Source organism: Flavobacterium sp. T50_26, assembly GCF_057652995.1.
Map to the genome: position 1 here is coordinate 82,147 of NZ_JBYFCC010000010.1, position 19,615 is coordinate 101,761.

The 19,615-nt window shown below is 33.7% G+C and carries 24 protein-coding genes; 11 read left to right on the forward strand and 13 right to left on the reverse strand.

The window, feature by feature from the left end; genetic code table 11:
• Positions 1 to 680: T9SS type A sorting domain-containing protein (locus tag AC23MC_RS07695; protein WP_487567820.1), on the forward strand; the 680-nt coding region annotated here is incomplete at its 5' end.
• Positions 681 to 752: 72 nt separating this feature from the next.
• Here the strand turns inward: AC23MC_RS07695 and AC23MC_RS07700 are convergent.
• From AC23MC_RS07700 to rpsF, 5 genes are all read right to left on the reverse strand, one after another.
• Complete coding sequence (locus AC23MC_RS07700) at positions 753 to 1,715, reverse strand: hypothetical protein (protein ID WP_487567821.1); 963 nt, start codon at positions 1,713 to 1,715, stop codon at positions 753 to 755.
• A 58-nt stretch (positions 1,716 to 1,773) separates the two neighbouring features.
• Entirely contained in the window at positions 1,774 to 2,394 is a 621-nt protein-coding gene (locus AC23MC_RS07705) for an L-threonylcarbamoyladenylate synthase (RefSeq protein WP_487567822.1), read from the reverse strand.
• A 118-nt stretch (positions 2,395 to 2,512) separates the two neighbouring features.
• Positions 2,513 to 2,953, reverse strand: a complete 441-nt coding sequence (rplI, locus tag AC23MC_RS07710) for a 50S ribosomal protein L9 (RefSeq protein ID WP_291095177.1) — start codon at positions 2,951 to 2,953, stop codon at positions 2,513 to 2,515.
• Between the two features lie 62 nt (positions 2,954 to 3,015).
• Positions 3,016 to 3,312, reverse strand: coding sequence for a 30S ribosomal protein S18 (rpsR, locus tag AC23MC_RS07715; RefSeq protein WP_112087383.1), 297 nt, complete (start codon positions 3,310 to 3,312; stop codon positions 3,016 to 3,018).
• 5 nt (positions 3,313 to 3,317) lie between these two features.
• On the reverse strand, positions 3,318 to 3,656 hold the full coding sequence (gene rpsF / locus AC23MC_RS07720) for a 30S ribosomal protein S6 (RefSeq protein WP_487567823.1): 339 nt from the start codon (positions 3,654 to 3,656) through the stop codon (positions 3,318 to 3,320).
• Positions 3,657 to 3,825: 169 nt separating this feature from the next.
• Here rpsF and AC23MC_RS07725 point away from each other — a divergent pair, with 169 nt between their 5' ends.
• Positions 3,826 to 4,521 (forward strand): LytR/AlgR family response regulator transcription factor, encoded by a 696-nt coding sequence (locus AC23MC_RS07725; protein ID WP_248434018.1) that lies wholly within the window; start codon positions 3,826 to 3,828, stop codon positions 4,519 to 4,521.
• Here the strand turns inward: AC23MC_RS07725 and priA are convergent.
• The 8 genes from priA to AC23MC_RS07765 form a co-directional block, all read right to left on the reverse strand.
• Complete coding sequence (gene priA, locus AC23MC_RS07730; RefSeq protein ID WP_487567824.1) at positions 4,518 to 6,968, reverse strand: replication restart helicase PriA; 2,451 nt, start codon at positions 6,966 to 6,968, stop codon at positions 4,518 to 4,520. The two genes, AC23MC_RS07725 and priA, sit on opposite strands and share 4 nt — an antisense overlap.
• 31 nt (positions 6,969 to 6,999) lie before the next feature.
• Positions 7,000 to 7,926 (reverse strand): YihY/virulence factor BrkB family protein, encoded by a 927-nt coding sequence (locus tag AC23MC_RS07735; protein ID WP_487567825.1) that lies wholly within the window; start codon positions 7,924 to 7,926, stop codon positions 7,000 to 7,002.
• Between the two features lie 232 nt (positions 7,927 to 8,158).
• On the reverse strand, positions 8,159 to 9,016 hold the full coding sequence (nadC, locus tag AC23MC_RS07740) for a carboxylating nicotinate-nucleotide diphosphorylase (protein WP_487567826.1): 858 nt from the start codon (positions 9,014 to 9,016) through the stop codon (positions 8,159 to 8,161).
• A 113-nt stretch (positions 9,017 to 9,129) separates the two neighbouring features.
• Positions 9,130 to 9,345, reverse strand: a complete 216-nt coding sequence (locus tag AC23MC_RS07745) for a YgaP family membrane protein (protein WP_112087389.1) — start codon at positions 9,343 to 9,345, stop codon at positions 9,130 to 9,132.
• Between the two features lie 71 nt (positions 9,346 to 9,416).
• Positions 9,417 to 9,731 carry a rhodanese-like domain-containing protein gene (locus AC23MC_RS07750; protein WP_248434023.1) on the reverse strand — a complete coding sequence of 105 codons (315 nt, stop codon included), beginning with the start codon at positions 9,729 to 9,731 and terminating at the stop codon, positions 9,417 to 9,419.
• A gap of 103 nt (positions 9,732 to 9,834) precedes the next feature.
• The gene (locus tag AC23MC_RS07755) at positions 9,835 to 10,443 is read right to left on the reverse strand and encodes a thioredoxin family protein (RefSeq protein WP_487567827.1); all 609 of its coding nucleotides are present in this window, start codon (positions 10,441 to 10,443) and stop codon (positions 9,835 to 9,837) included.
• Positions 10,444 to 10,454: 11 nt separating this feature from the next.
• The gene (locus AC23MC_RS07760; RefSeq protein WP_487567828.1) at positions 10,455 to 10,982 is read right to left on the reverse strand and encodes a TlpA disulfide reductase family protein; all 528 of its coding nucleotides are present in this window, start codon (positions 10,980 to 10,982) and stop codon (positions 10,455 to 10,457) included.
• A 5-nt stretch (positions 10,983 to 10,987) separates the two neighbouring features.
• The gene (locus AC23MC_RS07765) at positions 10,988 to 11,854 is read right to left on the reverse strand and encodes a carboxypeptidase-like regulatory domain-containing protein (RefSeq protein ID WP_487567829.1); all 867 of its coding nucleotides are present in this window, start codon (positions 11,852 to 11,854) and stop codon (positions 10,988 to 10,990) included.
• A 132-nt stretch (positions 11,855 to 11,986) separates the two neighbouring features.
• Here AC23MC_RS07765 and AC23MC_RS07770 point away from each other — a divergent pair, with 132 nt between their 5' ends.
• The 9 genes from AC23MC_RS07770 to trpB all read left to right on the forward strand — a co-directional run bounded on the left by AC23MC_RS07770 (position 11,987) and on the right by trpB (position 19,600).
• Entirely contained in the window at positions 11,987 to 12,442 is a 456-nt protein-coding gene (locus AC23MC_RS07770; protein WP_487567830.1) for a MarR family winged helix-turn-helix transcriptional regulator, read from the forward strand.
• 14 nt (positions 12,443 to 12,456) lie between these two features.
• Positions 12,457 to 13,089, forward strand: coding sequence for an NAD(P)H-dependent oxidoreductase (locus AC23MC_RS07775; RefSeq protein ID WP_487567831.1), 633 nt, complete (start codon positions 12,457 to 12,459; stop codon positions 13,087 to 13,089).
• A gap of 25 nt (positions 13,090 to 13,114) precedes the next feature.
• Entirely contained in the window at positions 13,115 to 13,684 is a 570-nt protein-coding gene (locus AC23MC_RS07780) for a YceI family protein (RefSeq protein WP_487567832.1), read from the forward strand.
• A gap of 288 nt (positions 13,685 to 13,972) precedes the next feature.
• A complete protein-coding gene (locus tag AC23MC_RS07785; RefSeq protein WP_487567833.1) occupies positions 13,973 to 15,373 on the forward strand; it encodes an anthranilate synthase component I family protein in 1,401 nt (466 codons plus the stop codon).
• A gap of 3 nt (positions 15,374 to 15,376) precedes the next feature.
• Positions 15,377 to 15,943, forward strand: a complete 567-nt coding sequence (locus AC23MC_RS07790; protein WP_487567834.1) for an anthranilate synthase component II — start codon at positions 15,377 to 15,379, stop codon at positions 15,941 to 15,943.
• Between the two features lie 75 nt (positions 15,944 to 16,018).
• On the forward strand, positions 16,019 to 17,014 hold the full coding sequence (gene trpD, locus AC23MC_RS07795) for an anthranilate phosphoribosyltransferase (RefSeq protein WP_487567835.1): 996 nt from the start codon (positions 16,019 to 16,021) through the stop codon (positions 17,012 to 17,014).
• A complete protein-coding gene (gene trpC, locus AC23MC_RS07800) occupies positions 17,011 to 17,796 on the forward strand; it encodes an indole-3-glycerol phosphate synthase TrpC (RefSeq protein WP_487567836.1) in 786 nt (261 codons plus the stop codon). The genes trpD and trpC overlap by 4 nt, the downstream gene beginning before the upstream one ends.
• The gene (locus AC23MC_RS07805; protein ID WP_487567837.1) at positions 17,793 to 18,419 is read left to right on the forward strand and encodes a phosphoribosylanthranilate isomerase; all 627 of its coding nucleotides are present in this window, start codon (positions 17,793 to 17,795) and stop codon (positions 18,417 to 18,419) included. The genes trpC and AC23MC_RS07805 overlap by 4 nt, the downstream gene beginning before the upstream one ends.
• A complete protein-coding gene (gene trpB, locus AC23MC_RS07810; RefSeq protein WP_487567838.1) occupies positions 18,416 to 19,600 on the forward strand; it encodes a tryptophan synthase subunit beta in 1,185 nt (394 codons plus the stop codon). Before AC23MC_RS07805 ends, trpB begins: the two co-directional genes overlap by 4 nt.
• Positions 19,601 to 19,615 lie beyond the last annotated feature (15 nt).

Below are 19,615 nucleotides of genomic sequence, written 5' to 3' on the forward strand. Positions count from 1 at the left end.
TGAGTCCAACAGGATATTCTGTAGGTCCAAACTTTGCAATTAATGTATTTGCTCAAGGTCGTGAAACGGCTTCAGTTGCAACAAATACTGACGTTTTAGTAAATCATGGTTCACCTGATGCTCCAACGGTTGATGTGGTGGAAACTTCTGTTCCAGCCGGAACAATTGTAGACAACATTTCTTTCCCGGAATTTCAAGGATATTTAGAATTACCAAATCTTGACTTTACATTAGATGTTCGTGATGCAACGGGAACAGTTACTGTGGCTTCTTACCAAGCTCCGCTTCAAGCGTTAGGATTAGACGGTGCTGCAATTACTGTTTTGGCCAGTGGTTTCCTTGATCCATCAGTAAATAGTAACGGACCGGCGTTTGGACTTTGGGTTGCTTTGGCTTCGGGTGGTAATTTAATTCCGCTACCGCAAATACCTTTAAGTGTAAATGATTTTGATTTAAGTTCTGTTTCGTTATATCCCAATCCGGCAAAAGAAACTATTTCACTTTCTATACCGTTTGAGTATGAAAATTTTAAAGCAACGATTTACGATTTAAGCGGAAGACAAGTGAAAACCGTTTCAAATCCAAATAATATTGACGTAAGCGATTTAAATAGTGGTATGTATATCTTGAATATAACCCTCAACGATCTTAGTTTTAACCAAAAGTTTGTAAAAAACTAAGCATTTTTCAAACCAATAGTTATTGAAGGGTCATCAGCAATGATGGCCTTTCGATTTTTATGTTGGTCAGAATTACTCGCTTTCTTCTTCATTATACAATAATTCAATGATAACCTGATCGGTTCGTTTCATTTTTGTATCATTGATATCAACATTCATTTCACGCAATGTTTCAATTCTATGCGGAATACCCGGATAAAAATAATATTCAAAAACATTGTTATCATTAATTGTGAAAACAGCGGTTTTAAGCATTTTATCGGCTTCTGCACCTTCAATTTTTAACGTTTTAAAAACATCAAGAATGAGCTTCTTCGTATCTTCCGGATCTAAATTAAGTTCTTGTTTCATGATACAAAAACCTTCTTCATGATCAACGCTTGAAATGGTTAATTTTCCTTTAGCTTTGATAAGACCTCCACCCAATAGATTTGGAATTTCATCATCATATAATAAAGGTTCAGAATAGTCAAATTCTACACCCATTGGGTAATGAAAATACTGAAGTTCTTTTAAAACAAGACCTTCGATACCTTCCTTAGAACTATACATTTCCTTCATAGGTTCAAATCTTTCTTCTAAAAACTTTTTTAGTTTTTTATCCTTTTGTCCTAAAACAGAAATCATATCATTAAACATACCGTTCATGCTTTTGCTTATTTCTTTCCAATTCACAACTTCTACAAAATCACCAACTTCAGAGGTTTTATAAATAATTTCTGTTACCGAATATTTAGAAAATTTTTCTGCTAATTCATCTGGAATTTGATATGTATTTTTGAGTTCATTTTCATATTTCCATCGAATAGTATACGAATCATCCGTTGAATCGATTACGGTGAAATTAGCTACATATTCTTCTCTATCTTCTTTTTCTTGATTGTCCTTATCCCATTTCTTGGTGATTTTGGAGATTTTAAAATCATAACTATCTCCCACTGACCAATAGGAAACAAAGGCTACTTTGGTACTGTCTGTTTGTGAAAATCCTAATATAGAAGTCAAGAAAATAAAAAGGATAAAAATAGATTTCATATAAAGTTAATTTGGATGTTTAAAGAAAATATTAGAACAACTATTCATCAAATACTTTTTAAAAAATAGCACTATCCCCTTTACCCTCTCGAATCACAACCGGTTCGCCATCTGATAAATCGATAATGGTAGAGGGTTGATTATCACCATAACCACCATCAACCACAACTTCAACAAGGTTTTGCCATTTTTCAAAAATGAGTTCCGGATCTGTGGAATATTCCAACACTTCATCATCATCGTGAATCGAAGTGGACACAATAGGATTGCCTAAAAGTTTCACTATTTCAAGTACAATATTGTTGTCCGGTACACGAATACCGACCGTTTTTTTCTTTTTAAATTCTTTTGGTAAATTGTTATTTCCCGGAAGAATAAAAGTATAAGGTCCCGGCAACGCACGTTTCAGAATCTTAAAAGTAGCCGTGTCAATTTGTCTTACATAATCTGAAATGTTGCTCAAATCATGGCAAATGAATGAAAAATTAGCTTTTTCGAGTTTTATTCCTTTAATTTTTGCAATACGTTCCAAAGCTTTGGTGTTGGTAATATCGCAACCCAAACCATAAACGGTATCGGTAGGATAAATTACTAATCCGCCATCTTTTAAAACTTTAACTACTTTAGCAATAGCAGCTTCATTGGGATTCTCCGGATATATTTTAATAAATTGAGCCATAGGACAAATTTAAACAAGTTAATACTTATACAAGATAATTTTTAATGTATTTTTTCAAAATAGAAAGCATAAAAAAACCCTACCGAAGCAGGGTTTTAAAGTTTCATGTGTTTGAATGTTATTGCTCAGCAATAATTTCATATGGCAAATCAATCACAACGTTTCTGTGTAAACGAATAGTTGCGTTGTATTTTCCAGTTCTTTTTACTGTTCCAGAAGTAACAAATTTTCTATCGATTGGTTGTCCGGCTTTTTCCAAAGCTTCAACAATATCAATATTGGTTACAGAACCAAATAACTTTTCACCACCTGCTTTTGCAGTAATTTTAATATCAAGAGCTTTTAATGTTTCAGCCAATTTCTTAGCATCATCAACAACTTTTTGCTCTTTGTGTGCTTTTTGTTTCAAGTTTTCAGCCAATACTTTTTTAGCTGATGGCGTTGCTAATGCAGCAAATCCTTGAGGAATCAAAAAGTTTCTTCCGTAACCTGGTTTTACTGATACGATATCGTCTTTAAAACCTAAATTTTGAACGTCTTGTTTTAAGATTAGTTCCATGTTGTTGTCCTTTTTTTATAGAAGTTAGCCCGCCAATGACGAGGCAACAACTTAATTAATTATTATTTTAATAAATCCGCCACATATGGCATTAAAGCTAAATGTCTTGCTCTTTTAACGGCAACAGACACTTTTCTTTGGTATTTTAATGAAGTTCCGGTTAAACGTCTTGGTAAAATTTTACCTTGCTCGTTTACAAATTTCAATAAAAAGTCTGCATCTTTATAATCAATGTATTTAATACCTGATTTTTTAAAACGACAATACTTTTTAGTTTTGTTAGTATCTATATTTAAAGGAGTAAGATATCTGATATCCCCTTCTTTTTTTCCTTTTGCTGATTGCTCGATTGTTGACATAGTAATTATGCTTTAACTTTTAATTTTTCTCTTCTTCTCTCAGCCCAAGAAATTGCGTGTTTATCTAAACTTACAGTTAAGAAACGCATAATTCTCTCGTCACGTCTTAATTCAGTTTCAAAACTTAAGATGCTATCCGCAGGAGCTTTGAATTCGAATAAATGGTAAAAACCACTTTTCTTGTGTTGGATTTCATAGGCTAACTTTTTAAGTCCCCAATCCTCTTTTGATACCATCTCTGCCCCTTTGGCTGTAAGAAAATCTTCGAATTTGCTTACTGTTTCCTTTACCTGTTGTTCAGATAAAACGGGATTCAAGATGAAAACAGCTTCATAATGATTCATAATAATTTACTTTAAAATTGTTAAATTGGGTGCAAAAGTAAGAATTTAATTTTAATATCCAAGCTTAATACCAAAATAATCGACATAAGGTAAAAAAGTTCGAAAAAAATTAGTTTTTATCGATGAAATGCACTACGTTTGTTTTACCAAATCTATAATAAATCGAATTATGAAACTAAATTGTGTCGTAGTCGATGACAGTTCTATCCAAAGAATGATCATCACAAAGTTAGTGAATAATCACCAGAGTTTACATCTCGTGGGTGATTTCTCTAACGCTATTGAAGCAAAGAGTTGTATGTCTATACACTCTGTTGACCTTATTTTTCTCGATATCGAAATGCCAATTATTAATGGTTTCGATTTTCTTGATGGTTTAAAAAACAAACCACAAATCATTTTTATCACATCAAAAGCGGATTATGCCGTAAAAGCTTTTGATTATGATGCCACTGATTACTTACAAAAACCAATTTCTGTTGATCGTTTCGATTCTGCTGTAAAAAGAGCAATCGATATGCACAAATTGAGACATGAAGTTTCTGAAGAAGAAGGTGATTACATCTTTATTAAAAGTAATCTAAAAAAACTAAAAGTATTCACTTCTAAAATTAAGTGGATTGAAGCGTATGGCGACTATGTAAAAGTAGTAACCGACGAAGACAGCAACTTAGTGCTTTCTACTATGAAATCGTTTGAAAATGATTTGTCGAAAGACAGATTCTTACGTGTACACAAATCGTTTATTGTGAACATCGACAAAATTGAACGTTTCAATAGTAAGTTTGCGGAAATTGGTGTAACCAAAATTCCTTTAAGTAGAAACAAGAAAGACGATTTGAAGAAAGCTCTTGCTATCGCCTAACCAAAATCAACATTTACTACAAGCTTTACAGATCTATATTGCGAAATAACATCAAAACTATTCAATATCTTTTGGATAGTTTTTTTTGTGCCTTGTGGCGAAATATCATCCGGAATTTTAATCACGATGGTTCTGATATATTCATTTCTAATTTTGCTTACAGCCGGTTCTTCCGGCCCTAAAACCGGCATTTTTAGGTGCTGACTCAAAACTTGATACAACCACATCGAACTTTCTTTCACTTTTTCATATTCTTTATGACGAAGTGTGATTTTGATTAACTTGAAAAAAGGCGGATATTTAAAAATCTGTCGCTCATACAACTGTTCTTTATACATTCCAACATAATCATTATGCGTTACTTGCTGAATCGTATTGTGATTTGGATTATAAGTTTGAATCACAACTTTACCTCTTTTCTCCGCTCTTCCTGCCCTACCCGATACTTGTGCCATCATTTGATAACTACGTTCAAAAGCTCTAAAATCCGGGAAATAAAGCATATTGTCGGCATTTAAAATTCCAACCAAACTCACATTATCAAAATCCAATCCTTTGGCGAGCATTTGCGTACCAACCAAAATATCAACTTCCCGATTTTGGAATTTATCGATAATCGTATCATAACCAAATTTTCCTCTTGTGGTATCTTGATCCATGCGGAGGATTTTTTTGTTGGGAAAAAGCGTGGCCAATTCCAATTCAATTTGCTCGGTTCCAAAACCTTTTGTAGTTAAATCGACACTGGAACATTGATGACAATTAGTTGGCTTCGCAATCGAATGTCCGCAATAATGACATCTGAGTTGATTTTTATATTTGTGATACGTTAAACTCACATCGCAATTCGGGCACTGCGGAATGTGGCCGCACGTCATGCACTCCAATAAAGGAGCATAACCTCTTCTGTTCTGAAAAAGTATCACCTGTTCTCCCAAAGACAAAGCAGACGTAATCTCTTCAATCAACGTATCACTAAAATGACCATTCATTCGCTTGCGGAAATACTTATCTTTTAAATCAACTAAAATAACTTCCGGTAAAGGTGTGTTGTTGAAGCGTTCAAAAAGTTCAACCAACGCATATTTTTGATTTTGGGTATTATAATAGGTCTCCAAACTCGGTGTGGCCGAACCTAAAAGCACTTTTGCATTGTGAAATTTAGCCAAAACCGTCACTGCATCGCGAGCATGATAACGTGGAGCAGGATCGGTTTGTTTGAAATTTTGTTCATGCTCTTCATCTACAATCACTAATCCCAAATCAGAAAAAGGTAAAAACATAGCCGATCGTGCACCAATAACCACTTGTGCTTTCGGAGAATTCTGCAAAACCTGATTCCACACCTCCACTCGTTCATTGTTACTGTATTTGGAATGGAAAACGGCTACTTTGTTGCCAAAGAACTTTCGCAAACGAGAAACTAATTGTGTAGTTAGAGCAATTTCAGGCAAAAGAAACAAAATTTGCTTTCCGGTTTGCATCTTTTCCTGAATAAGTTTGCTATAAATTTCCGTTTTACCACTAGATGTTACACCATGTAACAAACAAACATCTTTGGATTCAAAATGCTTCTTAATTTCTTTTAAAGCGATTTGTTGGGGTTGACTTAATGAAAGAACTTTAGCTTTTTCATCATCGTTAAAATCGGTTCGATCATGAATGAGATGATATTCTTCAAAAATTTCTTTTTCAATCAGTTTTTTTAAAACAGCCGATGTTGAAGATGAAAAATCAATTAATTGTTTCGCAGAAATTGGTTTCTTTTCCGTAGCACTTAATTGAAAATAGCCGAGCAAAAGTTCCTTTTGTTTTTCGGCTTTCATGGAATTCAACAGTTCATTCAAAAGTTCATCGGTTGCATAATTTTGATGAAGTTTGATGTATCTGACTAATTTTGGTTTATACGATTCATGCATTTCTTCTTGCAGAGAAACCACGCTTTTATCAATTAATTTTTGAAGAACGGGGAAAACATTTTTCTTACTCAGAATAGAAATGACATCGCTTACTTTTAATGAACTTTGGTGCTGAAGAGCTTCAAATACCAAAAATTCATCATCGGATAATTCTTTTTCATCGACTAATTCTCCTTGCATCAATGAAATAACCGTCTCACTTTCCAACAAAAATCCGGAAGGCAAAGCAGCTCGAAAAACTTCTCCGATGGAACACATATAATAGGACGAAATCCATTGCCAATGCTTCAACTGTACTTCATTTACAATGGAATTTTCATCCAAAATTTGATGAATTTCTTTAGCTTCGTATAAAGTAGGTGGGTTTTGATGCGTTTCTATCGCCAAAGCGGTGTACATTTTACTTTTTCCGAACGGAACAGCAATTCGCATTCCGGGTTTAATATAGTTAAACTCAGCTTCAGAAACTTGATAAGTAAAGGTTTTATCGAGTGCTAAGGGCAAAATAACTTCTACGAAGTACGACATAAATTGGCTATTATTTCATCAGAAAAAGGACTTAATCAAATAGATTTTTCCTTTTTAATTTGTTTATGGTGGCATTCAATTCAAAACCGAGTAATAGAATCATACAGTTAATCCAAATATAAAACATCAGAATTAGCAAAGTTCCAATTGAACCGTAAAGTTCGTTATACTTGGCAAATTTCACAACATAAATTCCAAAAACATACGAAGATAAAAGTATCAAAATGGTTGTAAATACCGATCCGATACTGATAAAAGGGATCTTTGACGTTTCTTTTGCTCCAAATTTGAAGAGAAGCGAAGATGATATTAAAACCATTAAAATTACAAAACTGTATCGGGTAATTTGAATTAGAGTAATATCGGTGTAGGCAAATTGTTGGAATTGAATCTGTTGAATGATTACTTCAGAAATTACAATGGCCGCGACAGTAATAATTAGAATCATCGAAAATAGTAATGACATGATCAATGCAACAAAATACTGTCTGAAAAAACTTCTGGAAATCGTGATGTGATAGGAAGTTTCAAATCCGCCTAAAATAGCATTTATTCCGTTGGACATCAAAAAGATAGACAAAATAAATCCGGAAGATAATAATCCTTGATAACTGTTGTTTAAAATGTCGTCGATGATGGTTTTGATGGCTTCAAAGGTATTTGGCGGAACTCCTTCTTCTACAAATTGCAGAAAATCTTCTTGAAATCCTTCAATGGGAATAAATGGAATTAGATTTAAAATGAATAATGCAAACGGAAATAAAGCCATAAAAAAGCTAAAGGCAATCGCACCTGCTCGATAGGAAAAAGCTCCTTGAGCAATTCCGATGATGTATAATTCCATCATATCATAAAACGACAAGCCTTCTAACCAAGGTAGTTTTATGTTTTTAGTAAATCTAACGATGTGTTTGATTACCGGAATTTTATCGAGTTTTTGCTCTATTTCTACTGACATATTTTTGTCTAAGTCAATTTATTTTATTTAATTTTTATTTTGGAACACGGATTTAACGGATTTGCTAATGCTAAACGCTGCTTTGCACAGATTCTGATAGCTTCGCTATAAAAGATTTTCACGGACTATCTGAAAACTGAAAACTCTCATCTCCCATCTCCCATCTTCCATCTTCCATCTTCCATCTTCCATCTTCCATCTTCCATCTTCCATCTTCCATCTCTCATCTTCCCTAAAAAGCCTTCAAACTCAAATCCATATTATAAACCGAGTGCGTCAAAGCACCGGATGAAATGTAATTCACGCCACATTCTGCATAATGACGAATTGTTTTTTCGTTGATGTTGCCGGAACTTTCGGTTAAGCATTTATTGCCAATACACTTTACGGCTTCTTTTGTCATTTCGTAATCAAAATTGTCTAACAAAATTCGGTAAACGCCGCCACTATTCAGAATTTCTTCAACTTCATTTAAGTTTCTGGCTTCTACGATTATTTTTAAATCCAACTTATTTTCATGTAAATAATCTTTTGTTTTTTGAATCGCTTTCGAAATTCCGCCCGCAAAATCATTGTGATTATCTTTTAACATAATCATATCATACAACGCAAACCGATGATTTTCGCCACCGCCAATCTTCACCGCCCATTTTTCTGCGGCACGAAATCCGGGTGTTGTTTTTCTGGTATCTAATACTTTGGTAGATGTTCCTTCCAACAAATCAACATACATTTTTGTTTTGGTTGCAATTGCACTCATGCGTTGCATTGAATTGAGCACCAACCGTTCGGCTTTCAAAATAGATTGCGAACTTCCGGAAACATGAAAAACAATATCGCCATAGTCTACTGAACTACCGTCTTGAATAAATGTCTCCACTTCTAATCCAGAATCAACATGTTTAAAAATTAGTTTAGCAAATTCTACTCCGGCAATAATTCCTTTGTCTTTTACCAACAATTTTGCTTTGCCAACGGCTGATTTTGGAATGCAAGCGAGCGAACTGTGATCGCCTTCACCAATATCTTCTCTTATTCCGTTTTGGATGATGAGCTGTAGTTCGTTTTGAAATTGGGCTTGTGTAATCATAACTAAAATTTGTATCGAATGGCTAAAATAGGAAATCGTTTTTATTTTTTTGGTAAATTCTTGTATAAAAAAACCACGAAATCCGTGGTTTTATATTTATTGAAATTTCGTTTTTATTTCTTTCTCTTAACTTCACAGGTACTCTTCCCAACCAAAGCATAAAGCGGACAAAATGTAGCAAAGGCTGTGATAATTAAAATCATACTTACACCTAAAACAATCCATTGTACTAAATTATTTTCAATAGCTCCGGACATAAAAAGAATCAAAAGAATAATGCCAAACATTACTCTAACAAATCGATCGGTATTGCCTACATTTTTTTTCATAATCTCTAAATTTTTGGTTTTGGATTATAAAAATAGGAAAAAAAAGCTTTAAAAATGTAATTAATGCAAATTTAGTTTGGCTCAACAATTGGTCCGTTCCATTCTGAAATGCCCCCAACCAGATTAAATGTTTTCTCAAAACCCAATTGTTGCATCACTTCGCATGCTTTTGCACTTCTACTTCCGGCATGGCAATAGACATAATAGGTTTTAGATTTATCTAATTCTTCAATCATATAAATAAAACCTTGACCTTTATAAATATCGATGTTGATTGCATTTGGAATAATGCCACGCTCAAATTCTTCCGGTGTTCGCACATCTAATATAACGGCGTTTTCATCGTTTTGGGCATCTACCCACCATTTTTCTTGTTGTAAATTCATTTTTCTCTGAGTTGCTGAGTTATTGAAATGCTGAGATGCTGAGGTGCTGAGGTGCTGAGAAAAATACTCAGGCACTCAGCAGCTCAGCTTCTCAGCTACTTCCCTAAGCTTTTATCGAGCAGCCGATTGCTTTTGTTGTTTTAATTTTTACTTCTTGTTTTTTTAATAACGCATCCACCGCATTTTCAACATATTTTTGTTCAACAGCCGTTTCATCTGAGTGATTATCGTCTATTGCACCAATATATTTGACAACATTTCCTTTGTCTGTTTTTTGTAAAATGTAAACATGAGGCGTTTTAGTTGCTCCGTATTGCGGATAAATTTTTTGCCCTTCATCAAACAAATAAGGAAAAGTAAATCCTTTTTCTTTGGCACGCACTTGCATTTTATCAAAACTGTCGTCTTTTTGTTTTTCAGGATTATTTGGATTAATGGCAATCACTGGATAACCTAACTTTTTATATTTTTTATCCAAATCCATAATCCTGTCTTCATAAGCAATGGCATACGGACAGTGATTACATGTAAAAATTACAATAAAACCTTTAGCATCTTTATAATCCTTTAACGATACATTTTTATTGTCTACATTTTTTAGGGAAAAATCGGTAGCGATTGAACCAATTTCGTAACCGGCTGGATTGTTTGTAGTGAACGCTGTAATCAATCCGGCTGCAAGTACTAAAAAGGCAATTTTGAATTTTTTCATAGTTTTTAATTTTAGTTGATGAATGATTTTATTTCTGATTCTAATTCTTCTTCTGTGAACGATTGTTCATAAAACTTTCGCCTATCATTTTTATAAATAACTGTTGCGGGAATGGCACCTGACCACTCTTTCGCTACTTTTTCAATCCAGGAATTGGCATCGGGATCATTTAGAACAATAACTTCTGATTCCAGATTTTTATTTTTAATGAATGGAATAACTCGACTTTCAATCATCTTAGGAAAATCTAAACTCACCAAAATCATTTTGAATTTTCCTGATTTGTATTTTTGATTTAGTTTTTCAAAATGAGGTAATTCTTTGATACAAGGAACACACCAAGTTGCCCAAAAGTTAATGACATAAATTGTATCATTCTTTTTATTCAAATACGGTTGTAATCCATCAAAATTATACGATTTCAATTTGATCCCATCTTTCTCATAGACTTTTAATGGTTTTGATGTGGATTTGCTTTGCGAAAAGCCTACCATCATAAAACCAATTAAGAATAACGCTGTTGTTACTTTTTTTATCATACTTTTCATTTACACATTGCGTTCAAATAGAAACTTAATCCTTGCCCAGTTTTTATCCAAACATCCATTGCTTTTTCTCTGTAAAATGCTGTTTCTGTTGCTGAAAGAGCCGTTGAAATGGAAAAATATTTACTTTTTTCATCTTTTTTTAGACTTTCTATCCATTGAATTGTGGCAGCCACATCTTCATTTTCTTTGTTAAGAAAAACATCAAAAGGCTTTAAATCAAAACTATACCATCCGGTGAAATTTTCTTTAACTTCAAAAATAATATCTTTTTCATTTAGTAATTCAGTTGGTAAACCATTTTCAATTTTATAAAAATTAAGTCTGAATTTCAACGATTTAAAATCATTTTGAGTAATATTGAAATTCAAATTTTCAATTTTACAATCTTTTTTCAATTTAAATTTTATTCCAATCTCTTTGCTTAAACGATCATCAACATCTTTTTCATAATACGAATAAAAATTAAAATGCATTAACGATAATCCTTTTACACTTCTTCCAAATCGTTTTGATTTAGGTTGTTTGAATGTTACGACCACTTCTTTTAACTCATTTGAAAGTGGTTCTAATTCAATAAAATTATTTTTTCCAATCAAAGAACTTACGAGCATTTTCTTCGTTTTATAACCAATATGCGAAAAGACAAGCGTATCTTTTAAATTAGATTTATCATTTAATTTTAAGGTAAAAACACCTTTAGAATTAGAAACTGTTCCAATACTTTTATTCATAATTCCAATATTGACATATTGAATTTCTGAATTATTCTCTAAATCTATAACTGAACCACTTATACTTTCGTCTTGTGCAACTATCGTATCAAATAAAAACAGTAAGAAAAAAATGTATTTATACTTAACCATTAAATAAAATTATCTCATAAAATTAAGCCTTCCGCCTTCCTCTTAAAAATCTTTAACAAAAATTTAATAGACATTTGTATATACAATTAAAAAATAGAACTACATTTGTACATACAAATTTTGTAATTACAAATGAAGATAGAAGAAATCATAAAATCCAATTCACCAATAAGCATTGAAAAGCGGACTGTGTTAAACATCATGTTCACTCAAAATGTTATTGCAGATGCTTTTAATGATATTTTAAAATCCTTTGATTTGTCGGTTGAACAATTTAATGTTTTGCGAATCCTTCGTGGCCAGAAAGGAAAACCGGCTAACATGTGTGTGATTCAAGAACGAATGATTGCTAAAACCAGCAACACCACTCGATTGGTAGATAAATTACTATTGAAAGATTTAGTAAATCGTGAAGTTTGCGAAGAAAATAGACGCAAAATGGAAATCACCATCACCGAAAAAGGATTAAAATTATTAGCCGAATTAGATCCGAAAATTGAAGCACATGAAACTTTATTTTCCACTAATTTAACTTCAGAAGAATTAGAAAATTTGAACAACTTGTTAGAAAAATATAGAACGATTTAATTTATTTAAAAAAAATGAGCGACTTTATTAGTAATCAAAATTGGCGTTATGCCACCAAAAAATTTGATGCCACCAAAAAAATCTCTTCGGAAGATTTGGAAACATTAAAAGAGGCAATTCAATTGAGCACTTCTTCTTACGGATTGCAACCCTACAAAGTATTTATCATCGAAAATCCTGAGTTAAGAGCTAAAATTCAACCTTTTGCATGGGGACAATCGCAAATTGTAGATGCTTCTCAATTATTGGTTTTCGCAAATATCACTAACTTTGGAGAAACAGAAATAGATCAGTACATTGCTAATATGGCAGAAACAAGAGGTATTCCTGCAGAGAGCGTAAAAGGATACGCCGATTTCATGAAAATGAAAATTACTGCTTTAACAGAAGAAGACAGAAATAACTGGACATCTAAGCAAACCTATTTAGCTTTAGGAAATTTACTAAACGCTGCAGCCGAACTAAAAATTGACGTTACACCAATGGAAGGTTTTGAGCCGGAAAATGTAAACGAAGTGTTAGGTCTAAATGCATTAGGTTTAAATGCTTCTTTGCTTGCCACAATCGGTTACCGTCATGAAGAAGATGCCACGCAACATTATAAGAAAGTGCGTAAACCAAAAAACGAACTATTTATCAATTTATAATCAATAACCTTAAACAATTAAATCAATGAAAAATTTAAAAACAATTGCATTAGCATTTATAGTAGCTGCAGGATCATTTACTGCTACTGCTCAAAACAAAAAAATCAACGTAGAAAAAAGTAAAATTACGTGGGTTGGAAAAAAAGTAACCGGTCAACATGACGGAACAATCAATTTTAGTTCAGGAACATTGGTTTTTGATGGAAAAAAATTGAAAGGTGGATCTTTTGAAGTTAATATGACTACCATCGCAGTTGCCGATTTGCAAGCCGGAAAAGGTAAAGAAAAATTAGAAGGTCACTTAAAAGCAGATGATTTCTTTGGAGTAGATAAACACCCTTCTTCAACGTTAGAATTCAAAACCATAGCTTCAAAAGGAAGTGATGTTTATACTGTAACTGCAGATTTAACCATCAAAGGAAAAACGCTACCGGTAACATTTGATTTAGCTCTTGGAGCTGGAACTGCGAAAACAGCTTTTAAAGTAAACAGAACTAAATACGGAATTGAATATGGTTCAGGTAGCTTTTTTGATAGCTTAGGTGACAAAGCTATCAATGACGATTTCGAATTAACAGTATCGTTAGTTTACTAAAAAATAAATGGGAAAAATTGCTAAATCCTGATGCGAAAGTGTCAGGATTTTTTTGTTTAAACAAATCATAAAAATTATTAATTTTAAAAAATTCGTTTGCTTATTCAAATTACATCCCTACATTTGTAATTCAAAATAAAACAATGAACACATTTTTAAATACAGCTTGGTGGTGGAACAACTTACGTCAGTCGTCGTGAGCTAGCTACCTATAGTTATATTTTTCAAAATATTCAAAAGGGCTTGTCAAACACGACAAGCCCTTTTTCTTTTTAATTCAATAAAAAAATGAAGCAATACAAATTAAATACTACGTATAAATCGGTTTTAGCCGACACCATCACGCCAGTGAGTGTTTACTTGAAAATTCGGGATAAATTCCCAAACAGTATTTTGCTGGAAAGTTCCGATTATCATACGAGCGATAACAGCTTATCCTACATCTGCTGTAATCCGATTGCGAGTTTTAAGATTGAAAATAGTCTGATTACAACTCATTTTCCGGATGGAAGTTCTGAAAATCATCCTATAAAAAATGAAACTTCAATCACAAATGAAATTTCAAGCTTTATGCAAAGATTTTCCATAAATGGTCCTAATTTAAAATTTGCATACAATGGATTATTTGGTTTTACAAGCTATGAAGCCATTCGTTATTTTGAGAAAATTGAAATTTCAAAAAAGGATGATTCCATTGTAATTCCTGAAATGTATTACGCTATTTATCAAAACGTTATCGCCATAAATCATTTTAACAATGAAGCATATCTTTTTTGCCACAGCATTTCTGACTATTCAAATATTGATGAAATGGAGCAATTGCTTCAAGTGAAAAATTTTGCTTCTTTTTCCTTTTCAAAAGTGGGAAAAACGATTTCTAATTTAACCGATGAAGATTTCAAAGAACACGTTACTTTAGCCAAAAAGCATTGTCATCGTGGTGATGTTTTTCAGTTAGTTTTATCTCGCAGATTTTCTCAAGAATTCAAAGGCGACGAGTTTAATGTGTATCGTGCTCTTCGAAACATCAACCCTTCACCCTATTTATTCTATTTTGATTATGGCAATTTCAAATTATTTGGTTCTTCGCCCGAAGCTCATTTGATTGTAAAAAACGGTGAAGCCGAAATTCATCCCATCGCCGGGACGTTTAAGCGAACCGGAAATGATGAAAACGATGCCATTCAAGCCAAAAAATTAGCCGAAGATGTCAAAGAAAACAGCGAACACGTGATGTTAGTCGATTTGGCCAGAAACGATTTAAGTCGAAACTGCAATCAAGTGAAAATTGAAAAATACAAAGAAATTCAGTTCTTTTCGCATGTCATTCACTTGGTTTCAAAAGTCATTGGCAAGCTAAAACCTGAAGCTAAAACAATGGATTTAGTAGCTTCCACGTTTCCTGCAGGAACTTTAACGGGAGCTCCAAAACATAAAGCGATGCAGTTAATCGAAAAAATTGAAAACACCAACCGAAGTTTTTACGGCGGAGCCATTGGTTTTATGGATTTTAATGGTAACTTCAATCACGCAATTCTGATTCGAACATTTTTGAGTAAAAACCATCAATTGCACTACCAAGCCGGAGCCGGAATTGTAGAAAGTTCTTCCGAAGAAAGCGAAATGCAAGAAGTCTACAATAAATTAAATGCGTTAAACAAAGCCTTAGAAATGGCAGAAAAAATATAATTTATGAAAAAAATTATTATTATCGACAACTACGATAGTTTTACCTACAATTTGGTTCACTATTTAGAAGATTTGAATGCCGAAGTTACCGTTTTTAGAAACGATGAATTTGAGTTGAATGAATTAGAAAAGTTCGATAAAATTCTACTTTCGCCTGGCCCCGGAATTCCAGAAGAAGCCGGTTTGTTGTTGGATGTCATCAAAAAATATGCTTCAACCAAAAGCATTCTCGGCATTTGTTTGGGTCAGCAAGCTATTGGCGAAGTTTTCGGCGGAAGTTTAATCAATCTCGAAAAAGTGTATCACGGTGTGGCTTCTAAAGTAAAAATTACCAAAGAAGATTCTCTTTTCAATGATTTGTCTTTAGAATTTGAAGTCGGTCGCTACCATTCTTGGGTCATCAATCCTGATGATTTTCCTGAAGATTTAGAAATCACTTCCGTGGATGAAAACGGCGAAATTATGTCAATTCGACACAAAACATTGGATGTAAAAGGTGTTCAATACCATCCCGAAAGCATTTTAACGCCGAATGGGAAGAAGATTTTAGAGAATTGGCTGGAGAGTTAGTCCGTTATCTGTTGTCGGTTCTCAGTTGTCTGTTGAAGGTTGACTAATTACCGTTTACTAATCACTAAAAAAACTATGAAAAATATACTCAATCAATTAATCAATCATAAAACGCTGACGAAAGAAGAAGCGAAAAACGTGCTGATTAACCTTTCTTCCGGACAATACAATGCGAGTCAAATGGCTGCATTTATGACCGTTTTTATGATGCGAAGCATTACCATCGAAGAGCTAACCGGTTTTCGGGAGGCCTTATTGGAACTTTGCATCCCAATCGATTTTTCAAACTATGAAACAATCGATTTGTGTGGAACCGGTGGTGATGGAAAAGATACATTCAACATTTCAACATTAGCTTCCTTCGTGGTTGCCGGATCAGGAATTAAAGTCGCAAAGCACGGAAATTACGGTGTTTCATCTATTTCAGGTTCGAGCAATGTAATGGAAAATTTAGGGGTAAAATTCAGCAACCAGCAAGATTATTTGGACAAGTGTTTGGAAGAAGCCAATATTGCCATTCTTCACGCTCCGTTATTTCATCCGGCGATGAAAAATGTGGGCCCAATTCGAAAAGAATTAGGCGTAAAAACATTCTTTAATATGCTCGGTCCGATGGTAAATCCGTCCTTTCCCAAAAATCAATTGGTTGGCGTATTTAGTTTGGAATTGGCTCGAATGTATGCTTATTTGTATCAAAATACGACGACAAATTTCTCTATTTTATACGATTTAGAAGGTTTTGACGAAGTTTCATTGACAGGAAATGTCAAGATTATTTCAAATTCATCGGAAAAAATTCTGAAACCGGAAGATTTCAACACCAAATCGGTCACTTTATATCAAATCAGAGGCGGTGAAACCGTTGAAGAAGCAGCGAACATTTTCATGACAATCCTTTCCGGCAACGGAACACAAATGCAAAACGAGGTGGTTTGTGCTAATGCGGCATTGGCCATTTCGATGATGAAAAAAACGTCGATAGAAGAAAGCTTAGCCATCGCTAAAGAAAGTTTGATGAGCGGAAAAGCTCTCGATAAATTAAAAACACTACAAAACTTGAGTCGCTCATGAACATTTTAGATCAAATAATTGCTTCTAAAAAACGAGAAGTAGCGTTGAAAAAATCCATTATACCAATAAAACAATTGGAACAATCAGTTTTGTTTGAACGAAAAACGAATTCATTGGTTCATCGTTTATTGAATAGTTCAAGTGGAATAATTGCTGAACATAAACGCCGATCGCCTTCCAAATCAGTCATCAATCAATCTAATTCGGTAGAAGAAATTGTGAAATGTTATGAAAATGGTGGTGCAACCGGAATTTCTATTCTAACTGATAATCAGTATTTTGGTGGATCATTAGACGATTTAATTTTAGCCAGAGCCACAACCCATTTACCGCTTTTGCGAAAGGATTTTATGGTGGATGAATTCCAAATCATTGAAGCCAAATCCTTTGGAGCGGATGTAATTTTGTTGATTGCAGCGGTTTTGACTCGAGAAGAAATCAAAAATTTATCTGAATTGGCAAAGTCACTTAAATTAGAAGTATTATTAGAAGTTCACAACCAAGAAGAACTGGATAAATCGATTATGTCAAGTTTAGATTTAATTGGCGTTAACAACCGAAATTTAAAAACATTTGAAGTTAATTTAGACTACAGCAAACAATTGGCAGAACAAATTCCGAATGATTTTATTAGGATTTCTGAAAGCGGAATTGATTCTGCTGAAGAGATTTTAGAACTAAAAGAATATGGATTTAAAGGCTTTTTGATGGGTGAATTTTTTATGAAAAGCCAAAACCCTGAAAGTGAAATGAAGAAATTTATCAATAAAATAAAAATATGAAATTAAAAATTTGTGGGATGAAAGATCAGGAAAATGTACTTTCCATCAGTGAATTGCAACCTGACTTTTTAGGATTTATTTTTTGGGAAAATTCCAAACGTTATTGCGAAAATGTCATAGAAAATATTCCGAGTACAATTCAGAAAGTAGGTGTTTTTGTGGATGCTAATTATAACGAAATTGTAGATAAAATCATTTCTCACAAACTAAATTTTGTACAGTTACATGGTAATGAATCAGCTAACTTTTGTTTAGAATTGAAGAAAACTAACAGTAAAGTAATTAAAGCAATAACCATTGATAACAATTTTAATTTCAATGCATTAGAATACAACGCAGAGTGTGTAGATTATTTTTTATTTGATACAAAAGGAGATTTGCCCGGTGGAAACGGAACTACTTTTAATTGGGAAATTTTAAACCAGTATAAAGAAGATATTCCGTACTTTTTAAGTGGCGGAATCGGGTTGAATGAACTACCAAAATTGGAGAAATTTCTTCAATCTAACGCTGCAAAAAAGTGTTATGCCATTGATATTAACAGTCAATTTGAAGACGAACCCGGCATCAAAAACAAACAAAAAATTAAAGAATTTCAAGAAAAATTAAATCAAATACGATGAATTATCAAGTAGATGAAAAAGGATTTTATGGCGATTTTGGTGGAGCGTTCATTCCCGAAATGTTGTACCCAAATATTGAAGAACTTCGGATAAATTATTTGAAGATTACAGCTGAACCAAGCTTTAAAAAAGAATTTATGGAATTGCTGGTGGATTATGTCGGTCGGCCTACTCCACTCTATTTTGCAAAACGTTTATCCGAAAAATACAATACCAAAATCTATTTGAAAAGAGAAGATTTGTGCCATACCGGAGCACATAAAATCAATAATACGATTGGTCAAATACTGATTGCCAAACGATTAGGAAAAACCCGAATCATTGCCGAAACAGGTGCTGGTCAGCATGGTGTTGCCACCGCAACCGTTTGTGCGTTAATGGGTTTAGAATGCGTAATTTATATGGGCGAAATCGATATTAAACGGCAATCTCCAAACGTTGCTCGAATGAAAATGCTCGGAGCAGAAGTCAGGCCCGCCACTTCGGGTTCAAAAACCTTGAAAGATGCGACAAATGAAGCCATTCGCGATTGGATTAACAATCCCGAAAATACCTATTACATTATTGGTTCTGTGGTTGGACCTCATCCTTATCCGGATATGGTCGCACGTTTTCAAGCCGTAATTTCTGAGGAAATCAAAGCTCAATTATACGAAAAAGAAGGAACAGAATTTCCAAACTACGTGATTGCATGTGTTGGTGGCGGAAGCAATGCAGCCGGAGCTTTTTATCATTTTTTAGAAGATGAAAACGTGAAATTGATTGCTGTTGAAGCTGCCGGAAAAGGTGTTGAATCCGGCGAAAGTGCAGCGACTTCTATTTTAGGTAAAATCGGCATCATTCACGGAAGTAAAACGCTTTTGATGCAATCGAACGATGGGCAAATTACAGAACCATACTCGATTTCTGCAGGTTTAGATTATCCGGGTGTGGGTCCGCTACATTCGCATTTACATCAAACCAAAAGAGCCAAATTCATTGCAATTACCGATTACGAAGCAATGCAATCGGGTTGGAAATTATCACAAACAGAAGGAATTATTCCGGCAATCGAAACTGCTCACGCTTTTGCTGTTTTAGATAAAAAACAATTCAAATCAACTGATATTGTGGTGATTAATCTTTCAGGACGTGGCGATAAAGATTTGAGCACGTATATTGATTATTTTGGTTTGAGTTAGGAGTTGGGAGTTGGG

Excerpts from the sequence above, each read along its gene's own strand:
- AC23MC_RS07700 (WP_487567821.1), bottom strand. The coding sequence starts at position 1,715 with ATGAAATCTATTTTTATCCTTTTTATTTTCTTGACTTCTATATTAGGA.
- AC23MC_RS07725 (WP_248434018.1), top strand. The coding sequence starts at position 3,826 with ATGAAACTAAATTGTGTCGTAGTCGATGACAGTTCTATCCAAAGAATG.
- AC23MC_RS07755 (WP_487567827.1), bottom strand. The coding sequence starts at position 10,443 with ATGAAAAAATTCAAAATTGCCTTTTTAGTACTTGCAGCCGGATTGATT.
- priA (WP_487567824.1), bottom strand. The coding sequence starts at position 6,968 with ATGTCGTACTTCGTAGAAGTTATTTTGCCCTTAGCACTCGATAAAACC.
- AC23MC_RS07805 (WP_487567837.1), top strand. The coding sequence starts at position 17,793 with ATGAAATTAAAAATTTGTGGGATGAAAGATCAGGAAAATGTACTTTCC.
- trpB (WP_487567838.1), top strand. The coding sequence starts at position 18,416 with ATGAATTATCAAGTAGATGAAAAAGGATTTTATGGCGATTTTGGTGGA.
- rplI (WP_291095177.1), bottom strand. The coding sequence starts at position 2,953 with ATGGAACTAATCTTAAAACAAGACGTTCAAAATTTAGGTTTTAAAGAC.
- AC23MC_RS07735 (WP_487567825.1), bottom strand. The coding sequence starts at position 7,926 with ATGTCAGTAGAAATAGAGCAAAAACTCGATAAAATTCCGGTAATCAAA.
- AC23MC_RS07785 (WP_487567833.1), top strand. The coding sequence starts at position 13,973 with ATGAAGCAATACAAATTAAATACTACGTATAAATCGGTTTTAGCCGAC.
- AC23MC_RS07760 (WP_487567828.1), bottom strand. The coding sequence starts at position 10,982 with ATGATAAAAAAAGTAACAACAGCGTTATTCTTAATTGGTTTTATGATG.
- AC23MC_RS07745 (WP_112087389.1), bottom strand. The coding sequence starts at position 9,345 with ATGAAAAAAAATGTAGGCAATACCGATCGATTTGTTAGAGTAATGTTT.
- AC23MC_RS07765 (WP_487567829.1), bottom strand. The coding sequence starts at position 11,854 with ATGGTTAAGTATAAATACATTTTTTTCTTACTGTTTTTATTTGATACG.
- AC23MC_RS07770 (WP_487567830.1), top strand. The coding sequence starts at position 11,987 with ATGAAGATAGAAGAAATCATAAAATCCAATTCACCAATAAGCATTGAA.
- AC23MC_RS07775 (WP_487567831.1), top strand. The coding sequence starts at position 12,457 with ATGAGCGACTTTATTAGTAATCAAAATTGGCGTTATGCCACCAAAAAA.
- rpsR (WP_112087383.1), bottom strand. The coding sequence starts at position 3,312 with ATGTCAACAATCGAGCAATCAGCAAAAGGAAAAAAAGAAGGGGATATC.
- AC23MC_RS07705 (WP_487567822.1), bottom strand. The coding sequence starts at position 2,394 with ATGGCTCAATTTATTAAAATATATCCGGAGAATCCCAATGAAGCTGCT.
- rpsF (WP_487567823.1), bottom strand. The coding sequence starts at position 3,656 with ATGAATCATTATGAAGCTGTTTTCATCTTGAATCCCGTTTTATCTGAA.
- AC23MC_RS07750 (WP_248434023.1), bottom strand. The coding sequence starts at position 9,731 with ATGAATTTACAACAAGAAAAATGGTGGGTAGATGCCCAAAACGATGAA.
- nadC (WP_487567826.1), bottom strand. The coding sequence starts at position 9,016 with ATGATTACACAAGCCCAATTTCAAAACGAACTACAGCTCATCATCCAA.
- trpC (WP_487567836.1), top strand. The coding sequence starts at position 17,011 with ATGAACATTTTAGATCAAATAATTGCTTCTAAAAAACGAGAAGTAGCG.
- AC23MC_RS07780 (WP_487567832.1), top strand. The coding sequence starts at position 13,115 with ATGAAAAATTTAAAAACAATTGCATTAGCATTTATAGTAGCTGCAGGA.
- trpD (WP_487567835.1), top strand. The coding sequence starts at position 16,019 with ATGAAAAATATACTCAATCAATTAATCAATCATAAAACGCTGACGAAA.
- AC23MC_RS07790 (WP_487567834.1), top strand. The coding sequence starts at position 15,377 with ATGAAAAAAATTATTATTATCGACAACTACGATAGTTTTACCTACAAT.